Genomic DNA, 19,339 nt, shown 5'->3' with positions numbered 1-19,339 from the left:
ATTATTTATTATTAAGTGAATATAGTTCAAAGCATATCTAAGTACGATAAAAAACAACCAATAGCCATAACTATTGGTACTTTCGATGGCGTGCATATTGGGCATAAAAAAATAGTTAATCGCCTTATCAGCAATGCTAAAGAGTTGGGATTGGTGCCAACGGTGCTTACTTTTTTTCCACATCCTAGAATGGTTCTGCAAAAAGATGCGGAGATAAAACTTTTAAATACTATAGAGGAAAGAGGTGTAATTTTAGAGCAATTGGGATTAGAACAACTTATTATTCATCCTTTTACGATGGATTTCTCTAGACTTTCTGCAACGGAATTTGTGAGAGATCTTCTAGTAAACCAATTACATACTAAAAAGATAATAATTGGCTATGACCATCGATTTGGAAGAAATAGAAATGCAAATATTACCGATTTAAGAGCTTTTGGTACTACTTTTAATTTCGATGTAGAAGAAATTCCGGCACAGGAAATAAACGAAGTTTCTGTTAGTTCCACGAAAATACGAAGAGCTTTAGAGGAGGGTAATATAACCACCGCAAATAAATATTTGGGATATAATTATATGCTCACTGGAGTGGTTAAAAAAGGGAAAGGCTTAGGAAGGCAAATACAATTTCCGACTGCCAATATTAAAATAGAAGAAAAATATAAACTCATACCTAAAAATGGAGTTTATGTAGTGCAAAGTACTATCGGAGGAAAACGTATTTCAGGAATGATGAATATTGGCTTTAATCCTACAGTGGAAGGGAAAGAGCAAAGTATAGAAGTTCATTTTTTTGATTTTAATCAAGATTTATACGAGCAAAAAATTCAGATTGATATTCTGGGTTGGATTCGCGAGGAGAAGAAATTTGAATCCTTAGATGCCCTTAAAGAGCAGTTGGTTTTAGATAAAGAAATTTCATTACAACTAATAGCAAAATAAAATGTTACATCGATTTCTTTTTCAGAGAATAGATAACAGTTCCCTTATAATTTTTAGAATATTTTTTGGCATTTTAGTGGCATTAGAATGTTACGGTGCAATTTTTACAGGATGGATTAAGAAAACCCTTGTAGAACCATCTTTTACATTTAATTTTATTGGTCTGGAGTGGCTGCAACCATTGGCAGGAAATGGTATGTACTTCTACTTTTTTGTAATGGGCACATTAGGGGTTTGTATTGCTATAGGGTATAAGTATAGATTTAGTAGTATAGCCTTTTTTATTTTATGGTCTGCAGTTTACTTAATGCAGAAAACGTCCTATAACAATCATTATTATTTATTGGTTTTAATTGCATTAATTATGTGTTTTTTACCTGCAGAAAAGAGTAATTCTGTAGATGCCAAACAAAATAAGGTAATACAAAGTAATTCAATGCATGCGTATGTTAAGTGGATTATTGTTGCTCAATTATTCATTGTTTACACGTATGCCTCTGTTGCAAAAATGTATGGAGATTGGTTAGATTTTGGGATGCTAAAACTTTTAATGCAAAATAAGGCCGATTATTATTTTATTGGTGGGTTTTTACAACAACATTGGGCGCACGTTATCATGGGCATTTTTGGTATTCTTTTCGATTTACTAATTGTACCTGCTCTCTTATACAAGCCAACACGGAAAGTAGCTTTTTTTCTATCTCTCTTTTTTCATTTATTTAATGCGGTAGTATTTCAAATAGGGATATTTCCCTTTTTATCTTTGGCTTTTACGGTATTCTTTTTTGAACCAGAAACGATTAGAAAAATATTTTTCACGAAGAAATTACGGTATACTGAGAATAAGATAGAGACACCTAAAAACAAGAATGTACTCCTAGGGATATTGGGGGTGTACTTTGTAATTCAGATATTTTTGCCACTAAGACATCATTTTATTACAGATAATGTTTTGTGGACAGAGGAAGGGCATCGGTTAAGTTGGCGTATGATGTTGCGTAGTCGCAGGGGGAGCATTCATTTTAGAGTAGTAAATAAAAATACGGGTAAAGAAACATTAGTAAAACAGGATAATTATTTAACGCCCAAGCAAAAGGCAAGAGTTGCTGCCTACCCCGATTTTATATGGCAATTTGCACAACATATTAAAAAAGAATATCAAAAAAAAGGAGAAGAGGTTTCTGTTTATGCTATCAATTCTAAAATAAGTATAAATGCTAGGCCAATGAAAGCCTTTATTAACCCTGAAATAGACTTAGCGAACACCCCTTGGAATCATTTTGAGCATAACGATTGGATTCTTACATCCCAATTAACGGAAGAGTGAACGAATTTCAGTTGGCAGTAGGCGCAAATAAGCCTAAATTTGCAGTTCAAAATTATAAGCAATGCTACAATTACAGGCAATTAGAGATTCTAAAAACGACTTCATTACCGCTTTAAAAAAGCGAAATATCGATGGTACACCTTTATTGGAAAAGGCCATAGAATTAGATGATAAGAGACGAGAAACGCAAACGCAATTAGATAAAACTTTAGCAGAGTCTAATGCCTTGTCTAAAGAAATTGGGATGCTTTTTAAATCTGGAAAAGCACAAGAGGCTAATGTATTAAAAGAAAAAACAGGGGTTTTAAAAGAAGAATCTAAAGTTTTGAATGACGCTTTAGCTACTGTAGCAGAGGAATTACAAACGGTATTATATCAGATTCCTAATATACCGCATAACAGTGTTCCTGCAGGGAATACAGACGAAGATAATGAGGAGGTATTTTCAGAAGGCGATATACCAGAGCTAGTGTCTAATGCTATGCCGCATTGGGAACTAGCAAAGAAGTACGATATTATAGATTTTGAGTTAGGGGTTAAAATCACTGGTGCTGGTTTTCCTGTTTATAAAGGAAAAGGAGCTCGTTTGCAACGTGCATTAATTGCTTATTTTTTAGATAAAAATACCGAAGCAGGTTATACAGAAATACAAGTGCCACATTTAGTAAATGAGGCTTCTGGTTATGGAACAGGGCAATTACCAGATAAAGAAGGGCAAATGTACCATGTTGGAGAAGACGATTTATATTTAATACCAACAGCAGAAATACCAGTTACAAATCTATTCAGAGGAGAGATTTTAAAAGAGGAGCAATTCCCTATTTGTTACACTGCATATACCCCTTGCTTTAGAAGAGAAGCGGGTAGTTATGGCGCTCATGTACGTGGTTTAAACCGTTTGCATCAGTTCGATAAAGTCGAAATTGTACGTGTAGAACACCCATCTAAATCTTTTGAGGCTTTAGACGGTATGGTAGAACACGTAAAAAACATCCTTAGAGAATTAAAGTTGCCATATAGAGTTTTACGATTATGTGGTGGCGATTTAGGTTTTACATCTTCCTTGACTTATGATTTTGAAGTATTTTCTACAGCACAAGACCGTTGGTTAGAAATTAGTTCGGTTTCTAATTTCGAGGCTTACCAAACCAATAGATTAAAGCTTAGATATAAAGATGAAAATGGCAAAAGCCAATTAGCACATACTTTAAATGGTAGTTCTTTAGCATTGCCAAGAGTACTTGCTGGTATTTTAGAGAATTATCAGGTAGAAGACGGAATAGAAATCCCAGAAGTGTTAATTCCGTATTGTGGTTTTAGTAAGATTGATTAATTCTCTTTCTTATAAACCTGGTAACACGCCCTTTCGCGAATCTATGTATCTTTGAGAAAAACCTAAGCTTGCGCGTATTTTTCACATCTTTGTTTGTTTGTTGTTTTTTCTGGGCTACTGCTCAGGAAGACTTCTTGGCACGACAGTATTTTAATGATGGGGAGTTCGATAAGTCTGTGGTGTATTATGAAAAACTCGTTAAAACCAATCCAAATAGATTAGATTATACAGAAGGGTTAGTAGCTTGTTACCAACAATTGGAGCGTTATAACGATGCGGAAAATTTTTTACGACAAAGGTTAAAAGAACGTAACGCTATGCCTATTTTATATATTGATTTAGGGTACAATTTCACACTTCAAAATAAGGAAGCAGAAGCAGAAAAACAGTACAATAAGGCAGTAGATTTCTTAGATAAAAATCCAAATTATGGAGCACAAATAGGCTCTAAGTTTCATAAGTACACTTTGTTGAATTACGCAACCACAGCATATAAAAAGGCAATGGTATTAAACCCTGCTTTAAATTTTAATTTTCAGTTAGCCAGAATTTACGGAGAGCAAGGGAGTATAGAAAAAATGTACGAAGCGTATTTAACATTGATTATAGAAGGAAAAACTTCTAAATCTAACGTGTTAAGAAATTTAGATGCTTTTGTTACGGATGACCCTAATAACGATAATAATTTAAAGCTAAAAAAAATCCTATTAAAGAACGCGCAAAGAAACCCAGATACGCTTTGGAATGAATTACTCAGCTGGTTATTTGTAAAGCAAAAACAATACGGTAGTGCATTTAGACAAGAAAAAGCCATATATAAGAGAACAGAAGGAACAAATACTAATCGTCTTATAGATTTGTCTGACATAGCTCTTAGTGTGGATGAACTGGATGTAGCAAAGGATATTTTTGAATTTGTGCTAGAAGAAACAGAAGATAGCACCACAAGGTTAGATTCGGAATTGCAATTAATAAATATTCAGTTGTCGCAAGATGAAGGAGCAGCATTAGATGCTGTAGAAAAAAAGTATAAAGAGCTATTGCAAATACATGGTATTAAAAATACAACCCTTAGGCTACAAATAGCATATGCTAAGTTTTTAACTTTTAAAAGAAATACTCCAGAACCAGCAATTACAATGCTGAAAAATTATTTAGAAATTCCGTTAAATAGAGAAGGGGTAGCTTATGTTAAATTTGCCCTTGGAGAGATTTTGGTATACCATAGAAAATTTAACGAAGCTCTTATTTATTTTTCGCAAATACAGCAGAAGTTCAAGAATGATGTTATTGGTCAGAATGCCCGTTTTAAGGTAGCACAAACTAGTTTTTATAAAGGAGATTTTAATTGGGCGCTAACACAATTAAAAGTATTGCGTAGTTCCACATCGCAACTCATAGCAAATGATGCTATGCAGCTGAGTCTTTTAATATCAGACAATGCTATAGAAGATTCAACGCAAACGGCTTTGCGTAAATATGCCAGAGCAGATTTGTTGGCTTACCAAAATAAAACAGAAGATGCCATAACTCTTTTAAATGATATTTTAGAAAATCATAAAGGTGAAAAAATAGAAGATGAGGCATTATTAAAACAAGGGGAGTTATTGCAGCAGTTAAAAGAATATTCCAAAGCGGTTTTTAATTATAAAAAGATAATCGAATTTTACGGACAAGGAATTTTAGCCGATGATGCCCATTTTGCATTAGGGACTTTGTATGAGGATAAATTAAATGAGTCTCAGAAAGCTAAAGACCATTACGAAAAAATAATTTATAATTACCAAGACAGTTACTATTCTCCCATTGCCAGAAAGCGTTTTAGAAAATTACGTGGCGATGCTATAAATTGAAAATTATGTATATATATAACGTTACTATTAATGTAGAAGAATCCGTTGCAGATTCTTGGCTTATTTGGATGAAAGAAAATCATATTCCAGAAATGCTCGCTACGGGTAAGTTTAGCAAAGCATTAATGACCAAAGTCTTAGTGGAAGAAGAAATGGGAGGAAAAACCTATTCTGTACAATACACTACAGATAGCAAAGAAACTTTAGAAAAATACTATGAAGAAGATGCCGATAGAATGCGTTCAGATGGCGCAAAACGTTATGCGGGTAAATTTGTGGCATTTAGAACGGAATTAGAAATACTAAGTGAGCACTAAACTATGGCAAAAAAAGGGAAGAGTAAGAGTAAATATGCAGGAGACAAGCCAAAGTATAAAAAGCATTGGCAAGAGGAGAGTCCTGTAAAAGCTAAAAAATATTTAGGGCAACATTTCTTAAAAGATGAAGGTGTAGCCTATGATATTGCACATACCTTATCGCTTAACGGCTATAAAAATGTTATAGAAATAGGCCCTGGAACAGGAGTGTTAACTAAGCATCTACTAGCACAAGAAATGGATTTGGTAGCGTTAGATTTGGATACAGAATCTATAGAATACCTGAATACTAATTTTCCTCTAGAGCACCCAGAATTACAGCAGCGAAAGGGAACTTTTAAAGTAATAGAAGCCGATTTTCTAAAATATAATATAGAAGATCTTTTCGGTAAAGAGCAATTTGCCATAACTGGGAACTTTCCGTATAATATTTCTACGCAGATTGTATTTAAAATGTTAGAGATGCGGGATCAAGTACCAGAGTTTTCAGGAATGTTCCAAAAAGAAGTTGCAGCCCGTATTTGTTCCAAAGAAGGGAGTAAGACCTATGGTATACTTTCGGTTTTAGTACAAACATTTTATACGGCAGAATATTTGTTTACGGTAGCGCCAGAAGTGTTTAATCCGCCACCAAAAGTACAGTCGGGAGTGTTGCGTTTAACACGGAAAGAGAACCTAAAATTAGATTGCGACCCTCAATTACTGCATAAAGTGGTTAAAGCAGCCTTTAACTTAAGAAGAAAAACATTGCGTAATAGTTTAAAATCTTTCGCTCTTTCCGATAATCTAAAAGAAGATGTTATCTTTGACAAGCGTCCTGAGCAACTGGCAGTAGCCGATTTTATAGCTCTGACCAAGAAGATAGCAGATGATACCGTTTAAACTTACAGACGAGCTTGTAGCTGAAATTAAACAGCTCATTGAAGCCAAAGAGAATTCGCAACTAAAATTTCTTTTAGAGGAGGTGCATTATGCCGATGTTGCCGAAATTTTCAATGAATTAAAAGAGACGGAAGCAACCTATTTAATTAAGTTGCTAGAAAGCGATAAAACATCTGATGTTTTAACAGAGGTAGACGACAATTTAAGAGAGGCTATTTTAGGAAATTTATCTTCTAAAGAAATTGCAGAAGAGTTAGAGGAGTTAGATACTGATGATGCTGTTGATATCATTGCGGAATTGTCCGAAGAGCGGCAGCAAGAGGTAATATCTAAAATTGTTGATGAGGAGCATAAAGAAGAAATTAAAGAACTTCTTGCTTATGATGAAGATACGGCTGGTGGTCTCATGGCAAAAGAATTAGTTAAAGTTTACGATACTTGGACGGTTGCAGGTTGTCTTCGACGAATAAGAGGACAAGCCGAAGAAGTTACCCGGGTGCATTCTGTATATGTTGTAGATAAGGAAGATAAGTTAGTAGGTCGTTTGTCTTTAAAGGACCTTGTTGTTGCTAAAAACGAACAAAAGATTGCAGATATTTATATTTCTAAAGTAGATTATGTTAATGTGCATGATGACGTGGAGGATGTTGCAAAAGTAATGTCTAAGTACGATTTAGATGCTATTCCAGTAGTAGATGACAATAAAACCTTACTAGGAAGAATTACCATTGATGATATTGTCGATGTATTAAAAGAAGAAGCAGACAAGGATTATCAATTAGCTGCTGGTATTACCCAAGATGTAGAAGCCGATGATAGTATTCTAGAACTTACAAGAGCTCGTTTACCTTGGTTGTTTCTGGGGCTTATCGGTGGAATAGGAGCCTTTTTAATTATGGAAGGTTTTCAAAACACATTTGAAAAATATGCCGTACTTTTCTTTTTTACTCCCCTAATTGCAGCAATGGCTGGTAATGTTGGTGTGCAATCTAGTGCAATTATTGTACAAGGTTTAGCGAACGATGATGTAAAAGGGAGTATCAATAGTCGTTTAATTAAAGAAATGCTTTTGGCGGCTTTAAATGGTACTATTTTAGCCATGTTTTTGTTTCTTTTTGTATGGGTAACCAAAGGGGAAATGAACACAGCATTTGCCATATCAGCTTCTTTAGTTGTTGTTATAATTGTTGCGGGCCTTATAGGGACGTTTGTACCACTTTTTTTAAACAAAAGAGGCATAGATCCAGCAATTGCAACAGGTCCATTTATTACGACCAGTAATGATATTTTCGGAATCCTTATTTACTTTTGGATAGCTAAAATGGTATTAGGAATTTAAGTCCTTTTACAATACCTTACTGTTTAAAATTCCTTCCTAATGAAATCCATAAATATAGTAGCAAAACATGCCGAGTTTTCTAAGGAATGGCACCCGCACCAAATAGCTGTGGTAGATAATATGCAAGTATTATTAGCCAAACTTAAAGATGCATTTGTTTGGCATGCCCATGAAAATGAAGACGAACTGTTTCAGATTATTAAAGGAACCCTATACATGCAATTTAGAGACCGTACAGAAGTAGTTAAAGAAGGAGAGATAATTGTAGTTCCCAAGGGTGTAGAGCATAATCCTATGACTAAAAATGGCGAAGTAGTGCACGTGCTTCTTTTCGAAAAACTGTCTACAGCACATACCGGAAAAGTGCAACATGAAAAAACCCAAACAAAGTACCCCAAAATTTAATTTATGAGAGTATTACACTTAGATGTTAACCATCCATTAATAATAGAACAATTTAATACCTTAAATTTTCAGAATGAGGAAGACTATACCTCTTCAAAAGAAGAAGTAGAATCTAAATTGCATTTATATGATGGCATAATAATTCGGAGCCGCTTTACTATAGATAAATCGTTTTTAGATAAAGCAACGAATCTAAAATTTATAGGTAGATTGGGAGCAGGTTTAGAAAATATAGATACTGCTTATGCAGAGGAAAAAGGAATTTTTTTAGCTTCTGCTCCAGAGGGTAATAGAAACGCCGTGGGGGAACATGCATTGGGTATGTTACTTTCGTTGTTTAATAAATTGAATACGGCAGACCTGGAAGTGCGCTCTGGTAAATGGGACCGTGAAGGGAATAGAGGCGTAGAATTAGATGGTAAAACCGTTGGGATTATTGGTTACGGAAATATGGGGAAGGCTTTTGCTAAAAAACTAAGAGGTTTTGATGTGGAAGTTATTTTTTATGATATAGTAGGGGGTGTATGTAATGAAGACGCACGCCAAGTGGGAATATTAGAGTTGCAGCAAAGAACAGATGTACTCAGTTTGCATGTGCCCCAAACGGACTTGACTATAGGAATGATTAACGAGGCCTTTATTTCGCAATTTCACAAACCGTTTTGGTTACTAAACACGGCAAGAGGTAAATGTGTTAAAACAGATGATTTGGTAGAGGCTCTTAGGTCTGAAAAGATTTTAGGTGCAGGCTTAGATGTTTTGGAATACGAAAAATCTTCTTTTGAAAATATGTTTACAGAAGCAAACATGCCCGAAGCCTTTCAGTATTTAATAAAATCCAATAAAGTGGTATTGACACCACACGTAGCTGGTTGGACAGTAGAAAGTAAAATAAAACTAGCACAAACTATTGTAGATAAAGTGCAGGCCGAGTTCTGTTAATTTTAATATAGTGAGCCAAAACGAACCTTTTTATTTTAATAAAGAAGAGCCAAACAAAGGTTGCTTACTTACGTTACGAGATATTATTCTAAAACAAGACGAGAATATTACGGAGACGAAGAAGTATGGAATGCCATGTTTTTGCTATAAGAAAAAGGCATTTGTGTATTTATGGGTAGATAAAAAAACAACAGAACCCTATATTCTTTTTGTAGAAGGAACGCATCTTTATCATCCCGAATTGGAAGAAGGGAAACGTTCCCGAATGAAAATACTAAGAGTTAACCCTGCTGTAGATATTCCCATGCAGAAACTTACCTCACTCTTACAAACGGCTCTAGATTTATATAGAAAGGGGATGGTAAGTTAAATTCTAAATTTAGTGCTTTAGAAAGTAATCTTTAACACTAAAAATAGATGACCTCAGATGCTACAACACTAGAAGAGTATATAAAGCAACTTCTCGAACAAAGGAAAGAAGTAATTTCTAAAATTAGAGAGTTAAAAAAACAAACTTACCTAAAGGTCTTAAAAGAGTGTATTAGTTATAAAATGCTGGGTTGTGTAGTGCCAAATTGCTTATATCCAGAGAGTTGTCATTGCAATCCAAAATTACCATTGCCATTTATTAATTTAGCATCCCAGAAAAATTTTGTAGCACTATACCGTTCTGGGATATATGCAGACGTTAATTTGTATGGTTGGTTTGTTTGTAGAGGAACACCCTAAGCATTGTAAAAGAAAATTAGATATGGGGAAGTTGTATTCGTTTTAAGTACTTAGAAGACATACCATATTATTTAATTGGGCAATTAGCAGCAAAAATATCGCCCAAAGATTGGACTAGTCTTTATGAAGAAAGAATTAAATAACCTCGATTACCGAGTGAAAAATAAAGGATGAAAAAGAGAGTACCAGGTTTAGGAGGTATTTTTTTAAAGCCCCAAACGCTACTAAAAAATTGTATAAAAAAAGATTAGGATTAAATACAGACTAATATGACAGTACTTTTTGATGGAAAGATGATGAGGGGAAGTGTTGTTCTGTCTAATGAATTTCTATGAAGGAGGATACAGAGTATTTTGCGCCAAGTAAACCAATTTTTATGATGAGCTTTAGAGGGGGAAATTTAGTTGAGTTTTAGAACTAGAATACAATAAAGTAAAACTTTGGAAACCAGTGGACAAGGCATTTCTTTGATAGATAAATAATTATTACATTTAAGGTATATTAACAACCAAAAACCAAAACAATGTCAGAAGAGAATAAAAATTTAGGAGATAAAGCAGAAGATGCTTTCGATGCAGCTAAAGAAAAAGCAAAAGATATGGGAGAAAAGGCAGAAGAAACGTTTGATTCTGCAAAAGAATCGGCTAAGGAATTTGCAGAAGACACAAAAGAAGCTGCAAGCGATTTTGCCGATGAAGCAAAGAAAACAGCCAACGAGTTTACAGAGAGCGCAAAAGAAGCTTTTGATAATGTTGGTGGAGAAAATAAGAAAATGCTAGCTGGAATATTGGCAATTGTTCTGGGAGGGTTTGGAATTCATAAATTCATCTTAGGGTATACCAAAGAGGGAGTTATTATGCTAGCTGTAACTATTGTTATCGGAGCTTTAACATGTGGATTAGGAGCGTCTGCTGTATGGGTAATAGGCTTAGTCGAAGGAATTATGTACCTAACCAAATCTGATGAGGAGTTTTATAATACCTACCAAGTAGGTAGAAAACCTTGGTTCTAAATATAAAAAAAGTCGAACCTATTAGGTTCGACTTTTTTTATATTTCAAATCATCGCAATATTGCGATGTAATGTAAATGAAAATGTACAATGGAAATACGCAATATGCTTAAAAAGGATTGGGAAATGGTATCCCAAATCTATAAAGAAGGCATAGATACCCAATTTGCAACTTTCGAAACACAAGTTCCAAGTTATTTAGATTGGGATGTAGCCCATTTAAGAGTTGGTAGATTAGTGATGGAAGAAGAGAAGAAGGTGTTAGGTTGGGCAGCACTCTCTCCTGTTTCTAGTAGATGTGTTTACAGAGGTGTAGCAGAAGTAAGTGTTTATGTCGGACAGAATTTTAGGGGTTTAGGTATAGGTAAATCATTAATACAACAGCTTATTTTAGAAAGTGAGACAGCGGAAATATGGACCTTACAATCTGGTATTTTTTCAGAAAATTTAGGAAGTATAACATTACATGAGAAAATGGATTTTAGGTATTTGGGGAAAAAAGAACGAATAGGGAAATTACATGGAGAATGGAAAGATAATTTGTTGTTCGAGCGTAGAAGTAAGGTAGTAGGAGTTAATTAGTCTATTTAGAGACGACTATAAAGAAAAAATAAAACCGATACGAATACCGGTTTTAAGGGAGCTAATTATAGACTAATTAACTTAATAGAACATTCCAAAGTTATGTGTTTTTAGACAAGCGAGAGTTAATCTATTTTTAATTTAAGGTTATATTGAGACTATGAAGTATAGCGCTTTGTAAATTTTATTTAAAATTAGTATGAAGTAAAATAGTATAAAACTAAAAAGAGCTCTATCAATGAAGACAAAGCTCTTTTCTGAGAACACTATATGAAAATGAAAAATTTTATTTCGTTTTTTATTACAGGGTAAAAATACAAGAGCAATAGGCTTTATTAAAAGATTTGATGTGTACTAAGGCTATTTTGTTGTAAACAGTCCTTTTTTTGATTTTAACTTAAAAAAAAGCAGTATTTTTCCTTAGTACAATAAAGGTATTAGCATTAATGAAGTCAAATTTTAAAAGAAGAATTTCCATAACGGGATCCCAAGATTTTTTAGATATTAGAGTAGGAGAGCCACAGAAAAAATCTGCAGGCATGTTGGGTGTTAAAGAGGCCCTTAAGCATGGTTTTAAAGAAATGGGTGTTTTAAAATCTATGGGCGCTTTATTACAAATGAATCAGGATAAGGGTTTTGAGTGCCCCAGTTGCGCTTGGCCTGTACCAGAAAAACAATCCAATTTTGCTGAATATTGTGAGAATGGTGTAAAAGCTCTTGCAGACGAGGCGACAGCATCACATATAGACGCTACCTTTTTTAAAAACAACTCTGTAGAAGAACTTTCTAAACTTACGGACTATCAATTAAATAAATTTGGGAGAATTACGGGGCCAATGGTACTTCGACCGAATAGTATTTATTATGAACCTATATCTTGGGAAGAGTCTTATAGCTTAATATCCCAAGAATTAAAACAATTAAATTCTCCAGATGAAGCTGTGTTTTATACTTCTGGCCGCTCTAGTAATGAAGCTGCTTTTTTGTATGGCATGTTTGCCAGGGCACTTGGAACTAATAATATGCCAGATTGTTCTAATATGTGCCATGAGTCTAGTGGAGTGGCATTAAGTGAAACATTAGGGATTGGAAAAGGTTCTGCTACGTTAGAAGATTTTTATGAGGCTGAGGTGGTTATTGTTGCAGGTCAAAACCCTGGAACAAATCACCCTAGAATGTTGTCTGCCTTGGAGAAATGTAAAATAAATGGAGGGAAAGTTATAAGTATAAACCCTTTGGAAGAAGCAGGTTTAATCAATTTTAAAAACCCGCAAAATTTAAAGGGAATCCTAGGTTCTGGTGAGGATATTGCAGATATACATTTACCTGTACGAATTAACCAAGATATTGCTTTAGCCAAATTGCTAATTAAAAAATTGGCGATTTTGGATAAACGCAAGAAAGACGTGTTTGATCATGCATTTATAGAAAAATATACCGAAGGGTTTTCATCTTTACTGGCGGATATAGAAAATTATGAGGAGGAGGAACTCCTTGCGTTAAGTGGTATAACCAAAGAAAAAGTGGATGAAACGGTAATGCTATTAGCAAGCAAGTCTAAAATTATTATTTGTTGGGCAATGGGGTTAACACAACATAAAAATGGTGTAGAAAATATTAAAGAATTTGTTAATCTTTTATTACTCAAAGGCGCTATAGGAAAGCCTAATACGGGAACTTGTCCCGTAAGAGGGCATAGCAATGTACAAGGGGATCGTAGTGTTGGTATTATGCATTTTGTTAATCCAGAATTAAACAAAAGAATAGAAAAATATTTAGGCTTTATGCCGCCAGACAAAGAAGGGCTAGATACAGTGGAGGCAATACATGCTATGCACGAGGGTAAAGCCAAGTTCTTTATGTGCTTAGGAGGTAATTTTTTAATGGCGGCATCGGATACTAAATATACCGCCGAAGCAATAGAACAATGCAACTTAACGGTGCAAGTAAGTACCAAATTAAATAGATCCCATTTGGTTACTGGTAAAACCGCCCTTTTGTTGCCAACTTTTGGGCGTTCCGAAAAAGACATGAAGGATGGAGTGCAGCGTTATGTTACAGTTGAGAATAGTATGGGTAAGGTTAGGCAATCTAAGGGGGTTTTAAAACCAGCTTCTGGGACTCTTAAAAGTGAACCAGAAATTATTGCGGAAATGGCCGCTACGCATTTTACAGATAAGCATCCTGTTCCATGGAGAAAAATGGGGAAGGATTATGAGCTTATTAGAGCTAAGATAGATTTAGTTATTAAGGGGTATGATAATACTAAGGAAAGGTCTAAAGGTAAAGGGTACTATTTACCGCATAATGCGAGAGAATTAGATTTTAGTATGTTGCCAAATGGAAAGGCTCAAATTACACTAAATAGGTTGCCAAAACATCATTTAGAAAAAGATGAATTTTTATTGATGACGATTCGTTCGCATGATCAGTTTAATACTACAATTTATGGTTTGGATGATAGGTATAGAGGTATTTATAATGCCAGAAGGGTTGTTTTTATGCATCCAGAAGATATGAGGCAGCATGGGTTAAAGCAATTGCAAGTGGTTAATATTACCAGTAATTATGATGATATAAAGCGTACTGCAAATAATTTTAAAGTTGTTTCTTATAAGATTCCAAGAGGAAATATAGCTGCGTATTACCCAGAAACTAATATGGTTGTTCCTTATAATCAATATGCAGATAAAAGTAGAACGCCTATTAGTAAATCTGTAAAAGTAAAAATAGCAAAGCAGAAAAGAGTGTATGGTAGTAATCTTTAATTCCAGAAATGGGATAAACTAAAAAGAGCTCTATCAACTAAGACAAAGCTCTTTTATGAGAACACTATATGAAAATGAAAAATTTTATTTCGTTTTTATTATACTGTAAATATATTGGAGATATCTCTTGTTCAACAAGTATTGTTGCGTAAGGCTTAATACTTGTTGTGAATATCTTAATTTTTGTTTTTTAGAATCGTATTATTCTTTTAAATACGCTTTTAAGGCTAAGTAAACACCATTGCTCCATCCAAAACCATCTTGTACTGGGTATTCCCCGCCACCGGCTTCTAGGGTCATATCTTCAACATTGTATTTTTCTACGAATTTTCCTGTATTTCGATATACCCTTTCGTTAATGCTAACCCATCTTGTAGCAATAGTTTTTGCTAATTCGCTATGGCCGTAATTTTCTAAACCTTTTATAGTCATCCATTGCAAAGGAGCCCAGCCATTAGGAGCGTCCCATTGTTGGCCTGTATGGTATAAGGTGGTAACCACACCCCCTGGTTTTAGAAAGTTCTGTTCTATATATTTGGCAATTTTATCGGCCTGGTTCTTATTTACCATATTAAAAAATAAAGGGTAGGCCATAGCTAAGGACTTAATAGAAGTTTGTTTCTTATTTTTCCAATTATAATCATTAAAAGTACCATCTTCTGCATCCCAGCAATACGTGCTAATAAATTTTTTTCGAATAGACATACTCGTTTTTAAGGATAAAACATAAGCAGGGTCATTACTATAACTTATGGTAAGAACCTCTTCTAAGCCATAGAGGAGTGCATTAAGGTCTACTGGAATAATTGCTGTTGTCTCTATGGTTTCCATTGTTTTACCATCTGCAAACCAACGAGAAGTATAATCCCACCCAGATTCTGCTCCGGAGCGTAAATCCCGATACATTTTTTTACCAGCGCCTGTCTTTTCTACTAATGTGTAATCTTCTCTATACGATTCTTGCCTTGGTGTTTCTCCTTTATCATAATACCGGTTAAGTATACCTAATGGAGTAAGAACACAATGATTAATTGGACTTTCATCGGCAAGTTTACCATCCATCCAAAATTCATATTCTTTTTTAAGAACCTTCTTATATTTTTGATATATGTGTTTTCCTTTATAGTCTGCTAAAAGACGTACCATTTGTGAGAAAAATGGAGGTTGAGATCGTGTTATATAATAACTTCTATTACCATTGGGGATATGGCCTACCGTATTTATTAAATGGGCAAAATTATCAAGCATGTTTTCAATAAGCTCAAATTCCCCGCTTTCTACTAACCCCAACATAGTAAAATAGGTATCCCAGTAATATACTTCTCTAAAACGGCCACCAGGAACAATATAGGGTTTTGGTAAAGGTAATAAGGTGCTTCCTTCTTTTACCTGATCAGAAGCCCTGCGTAATACCGGCCATAAACTATGTATATGTTCAGTAGCTGTGTGATTTGGGTCTGATTTAAAATTGGAGGAGATAGAAATGGGAATCTCAAAATATTCTAAAACAAAAGACTCTAAGTTAAAGTTAGGCTTATCTTTATTGTCTTCGTATAATTTTTTGATGGTTGCATAAGGGAGTTTTGCTGTACAGTCTACAAAAGTTTTTCCATCCGAAAATATTTCATGCATTTGAACATCCTTAAACAACTCGCCTAACAAAACATCAGGGGTCTCTAAAGAATGTAAAGAAACTTTGGAAGTATTTTCTAAAGTTTTTTTTTGTGGTTTTTGCTCCATTTTGCAGGAGGTAAATATAAAAAGAAATAGAAATAAATATCTCATTATTCGATAATTGGTTTTAAGACAACACTGCTGAGGTCTAAAAATTTTAGTTACATTTTTTTTTGAAGAGCATACGCTTAATAACCAATGCTTAATAAAAAACACTACACGCAATTATGCGTGCAATGTCTTTCGATAAACAATTAACTCAAAAAATCTATTTTTTTAGAAATTTACAGAGATGGATAATTTTATAGTTCTACCAAAAATGGATCTAGCCATAAAGGTTTGGCCATTTGTAGGAACTGCACCATTTTGTCTACCATCTGCTTCTGTTAGCCCAATAGTATTAGTTAAATTTGTGGCATCTAAACCAAAACGTAAGTTATTTAATGTGTAAGATGCTCCTGCATTGAAAACTCCAAAACCAGGTAGTTCAAAAGTATTTCCTATATCTTGGTATTTATCCCCAAAATAGGAATACTTAGCATACAGATTAAAATGGTTAGTGATATTAAAATCTGGACGGATATTGAAGTAAAATTTAGAAATACGTCTTGCGGTATTACCATTATCTTCTTCTGCACTACCTTCAAAACCTTTATACTCTGGTTTTTGCAAAGTTCCATTAAATGTTAGTCCAAAATCTCCAAGGTTCAATATGGTTTCTAATTCTAATCCAATGTTTTGAAGGTTTGCAAATTTCCCTTCTGCAACTCCTCCTGTTCCGATATCTTGGTAAGCAACATTTTCTAAATTCATGTGAAACAAGTTTGCAAAAACAGCTATTTTTTCACCAGAATATTTTAATCCTAATTCGGTCTGTTTTAACTCTGTGTTTTTTAAGCTCTCTAATGCTACTGAACCTTGTCCACTTCCTACAGCGTTATAAAAAGATTCTTCTATTGGAGCTCTGAAACCTCTGCTATATCTTAAATAAGAAGCTAAATTGTCATTAAACTTATAACTACCTGCTAGAGAATAAGATAATTCACTTACATAATAATCCCAATGAATATAATCTCCATTTAAAATATTTACCCCATCATCTGCTCTATTGTTTGGTAAAATTCCAATATCATTACCGAAAGAACCATTATCTCCAAATCCAGAATATTTATCATCATCATAGCGTAGACCAAGATTAAAAGTCAAATTATCGTTTGCTTTTATTTCTGCATCGGCAAAAACGGCTCTTACAACCCCTTTAACTTCGGATTCTCTTTGTAACCATGAAATTCCTGAAATGCCATTATAGGTATACTCTTCTCCTGTTACCGAATTTGTTGCATTTACTAATTTTGGATTATCAGATGCTGTTACTAAAAAACTACTCCAGTTCCAGAATTGGTGCGACCTCCAGTTAGAATAATAATGTCCTATGTTTAGATTAACCTTATCCCAATTAAAATTAAAAGATAAGTTATTTACAAAGTTGTCCATATCTTTATGAATATACCAATAGTCTGCTCTTTTTAATTCAGAACCCCCATCTAAAGAAGGGTTTCCAGGAGCCTCCAATGTATATATAGCATTATCCCATCCATTATTTGCTGCTAAATCTGTTTGCGTAGATACATCTCCCATCCATTGAGCGGCGAATATTGCATTAAAACTATGGTCTATCGTTGTGCTTCTAAAACTGTTTTTAACTATTATATTATCTGATAAAGCATACTTAAATTCGCCTCCTATGGCATCAACAATAGGGTGTGCCCCATCTTCAATATTTGCTTCAAAAAAGCCCCCTCCAGCTTGAGGGATATTAAGCTTTGCATATCTGCCCGTAAATGTCCCGTAATTTGCGTTAAAGCCAGGGTATTCCTTTATTTCTCCGTTATCCCAAATAAAAGGAGTTGATTGGTAAAAAGTGGTTCTGTCATTTAATTTTTTGTAATTAATACGGGCATAACCTTTATCAAACTTATACGTCATATTAATTTTAAATTGTCCGCCTTTATTAGCATCAAACCCTGTTGTTCTAACTCCTTCATCTACTCTGTAGAATCCACCAACATTAAAGAATAATTTATCTTGGACTAAAGCTCCTCCGAAATTAAAATCAGTTCTGTAATAGCCATAATCTCCAACCGTTAGTTTGGTAGTTCCTTGAAATTCATTCTGCCCAGTTTTAGATATAAAATTGATAATACCACCTGGAGCTCCTGAAGCATAAATTGAGGCGGTACCCCCTTTAATAGCTTCTAATCTTTTTACAGTTGCATCGGTTCTTTGAAATTGGTCAATATTTGCAAATTGCAAGGCTCCGTCTTCAAAAACAGGCAGCCCGTCTTCTTGAAATTGTACATATTCATAAGCGCCTGCAGTAGGGATACCTCTAGCAAATAAATTATTCCCAGTTTCACCAGCCGAAGTTTCTACTAAAAATCCAGGAATGGATTGTAATAAATCTGCGGTACTTTGAGGTGCTTGCTCTTCTATTTGTTTAGACCCCATTGTAGTTATAGCTACACTAGATTCTAGCTTAGTTTTAGGGTTTCCTGAACCTGTCACCACAACCTCATCTAAAGAGAGTAAATCTAAATTTAATTGAATATTCAAAGTTATATTTTCCCCAATTACCACTTCTTCTTTAACATAGCCTATATAAGAGAAAATTAAAGTTGCGCTTGTATCTGTTACTTCTATGACAAAGTTGCCATCAAAATCAACGGTGGTGCCATTTGTAGTTCCTTTTTCTACTACAGAAGCACCGGGTAATGGCTCTCCTTTTTCATCAGTAACCTTACCTCTTACTTCAAGTTGTAATTTGGTATTTTCCTTTGTATTATTTATTTTATTAGTAACGTTTTTAAATTCTACTTTATACAATAAAATTTTTCTGTTATCAATTTCATATTTTGTACCAGCATTTGTAAATATTTTTTTTAAGATATTTTCTATTCTTGCATTTTTTACTTTAATAGAAAGTTTTCTATTTAAATCAACTGCTTTGGTATTATATAAAAATTTGAACTCCGTATTTGTTTCGATTTCTGAAAGAACCTTTTCAACAGTAACATTATGCATATCCAAAGACATTTTTGTTACTTGGGAGTATGATCTATTTGCTTGAAGTGCAAAGACTGTTGTAAAAAGAAAAAGAAGTGACAATTTCATTTTTAAGTCGAATTTAAGTGTCCAAGACGAATTCATCTTAGTGGTTGAGTTTTTTTTCATAATT

16 protein-coding genes are annotated in these 19,339 nt (G+C 34.2%); 14 read left to right on the top strand and 2 right to left on the bottom strand.

Going from position 1 to position 19,339, the window contains the following annotated elements:
- The first annotated feature begins 15 nt into the window (after window positions 1-15).
- From QZZ51_RS02815 to QZZ51_RS02750, 14 genes are all read left to right on the top strand, one after another.
- The gene (locus QZZ51_RS02815; protein ID WP_291865589.1) at window positions 16-942 is read left to right on the top strand and encodes a bifunctional riboflavin kinase/FAD synthetase; all 927 of its coding nucleotides are present in this window, start codon (window positions 16-18) and stop codon (window positions 940-942) included.
- 1 nt (window position 943) lies between these two features.
- Window positions 944-2,269 carry an HTTM domain-containing protein gene (locus QZZ51_RS02810; protein ID WP_291865586.1) on the top strand — a complete coding sequence of 442 codons (1,326 nt, stop codon included), beginning with the start codon at window positions 944-946 and terminating at the stop codon, window positions 2,267-2,269.
- A gap of 61 nt (window positions 2,270-2,330) precedes the next feature.
- Window positions 2,331-3,602 (top strand): serine--tRNA ligase, encoded by a 1,272-nt coding sequence (gene serS / locus QZZ51_RS02805; RefSeq protein WP_291865583.1) that lies wholly within the window; start codon window positions 2,331-2,333, stop codon window positions 3,600-3,602.
- 68 nt (window positions 3,603-3,670) lie between these two features.
- Window positions 3,671-5,455, top strand: coding sequence for a tetratricopeptide repeat protein (locus QZZ51_RS02800; RefSeq protein ID WP_291865574.1), 1,785 nt, complete (start codon window positions 3,671-3,673; stop codon window positions 5,453-5,455).
- A gap of 5 nt (window positions 5,456-5,460) precedes the next feature.
- A complete protein-coding gene (locus tag QZZ51_RS02795; protein WP_291865571.1) occupies window positions 5,461-5,772 on the top strand; it encodes a DUF4286 family protein in 312 nt (103 codons plus the stop codon).
- 3 nt (window positions 5,773-5,775) lie between these two features.
- Entirely contained in the window at window positions 5,776-6,654 is an 879-nt protein-coding gene (gene rsmA, locus QZZ51_RS02790) for a 16S rRNA (adenine(1518)-N(6)/adenine(1519)-N(6))-dimethyltransferase RsmA (RefSeq protein WP_291865569.1), read from the top strand.
- Window positions 6,641-7,993 carry a magnesium transporter gene (gene mgtE / locus QZZ51_RS02785; protein WP_291865566.1) on the top strand — a complete coding sequence of 451 codons (1,353 nt, stop codon included), beginning with the start codon at window positions 6,641-6,643 and terminating at the stop codon, window positions 7,991-7,993. Before rsmA ends, mgtE begins: the two co-directional genes overlap by 14 nt.
- A 39-nt stretch (window positions 7,994-8,032) precedes the next feature.
- Window positions 8,033-8,398, top strand: coding sequence for a cupin domain-containing protein (locus tag QZZ51_RS02780; RefSeq protein ID WP_291865563.1), 366 nt, complete (start codon window positions 8,033-8,035; stop codon window positions 8,396-8,398).
- Between the two features lie 3 nt (window positions 8,399-8,401).
- Window positions 8,402-9,340, top strand: a complete 939-nt coding sequence (locus QZZ51_RS02775; RefSeq protein WP_291865560.1) for a 2-hydroxyacid dehydrogenase — start codon at window positions 8,402-8,404, stop codon at window positions 9,338-9,340.
- 10 nt (window positions 9,341-9,350) lie between these two features.
- Entirely contained in the window at window positions 9,351-9,710 is a 360-nt protein-coding gene (locus QZZ51_RS02770) for a DUF1801 domain-containing protein (RefSeq protein ID WP_291865557.1), read from the top strand.
- A 47-nt stretch (window positions 9,711-9,757) separates the two neighbouring features.
- On the top strand, window positions 9,758-10,069 hold the full coding sequence (locus tag QZZ51_RS02765; RefSeq protein WP_366511941.1) for a DUF1801 domain-containing protein: 312 nt from the start codon (window positions 9,758-9,760) through the stop codon (window positions 10,067-10,069).
- A 523-nt stretch (window positions 10,070-10,592) separates the two neighbouring features.
- On the top strand, window positions 10,593-11,081 hold the full coding sequence (locus QZZ51_RS02760; RefSeq protein WP_291865555.1) for an NINE protein: 489 nt from the start codon (window positions 10,593-10,595) through the stop codon (window positions 11,079-11,081).
- 89 nt (window positions 11,082-11,170) lie between these two features.
- Window positions 11,171-11,662: a GNAT family N-acetyltransferase gene (locus QZZ51_RS02755; protein WP_291865552.1), complete on the top strand. Its 492-nt coding sequence runs from the start codon at window positions 11,171-11,173 to the stop codon at window positions 11,660-11,662.
- Window positions 11,663-12,108: 446 nt separating this feature from the next.
- Window positions 12,109-14,430, top strand: coding sequence for an FdhF/YdeP family oxidoreductase (locus QZZ51_RS02750; RefSeq protein WP_291865549.1), 2,322 nt, complete (start codon window positions 12,109-12,111; stop codon window positions 14,428-14,430).
- Between the two features lie 201 nt (window positions 14,431-14,631).
- On the opposite strand, the gene treF is transcribed toward QZZ51_RS02750, so the two are convergent.
- On the bottom strand, window positions 14,632-16,170 hold the full coding sequence (gene treF / locus QZZ51_RS02745; RefSeq protein WP_291865546.1) for an alpha,alpha-trehalase TreF: 1,539 nt from the start codon (window positions 16,168-16,170) through the stop codon (window positions 14,632-14,634).
- 210 nt (window positions 16,171-16,380) lie between these two features.
- Window positions 16,381-19,335 (bottom strand): TonB-dependent receptor, encoded by a 2,955-nt coding sequence (locus tag QZZ51_RS02740; protein ID WP_291865543.1) that lies wholly within the window; start codon window positions 19,333-19,335, stop codon window positions 16,381-16,383.
- Window positions 19,336-19,339: the final 4 nt, after the last annotated feature.

The organism is Maribacter sp. (genome assembly GCF_016744255.1).
Classification (GTDB): Bacteria; Bacteroidota; Bacteroidia; order Flavobacteriales; family Flavobacteriaceae; genus Maribacter_B.
This window is presented reverse-complemented; position numbering and strand designations above follow the sequence as displayed.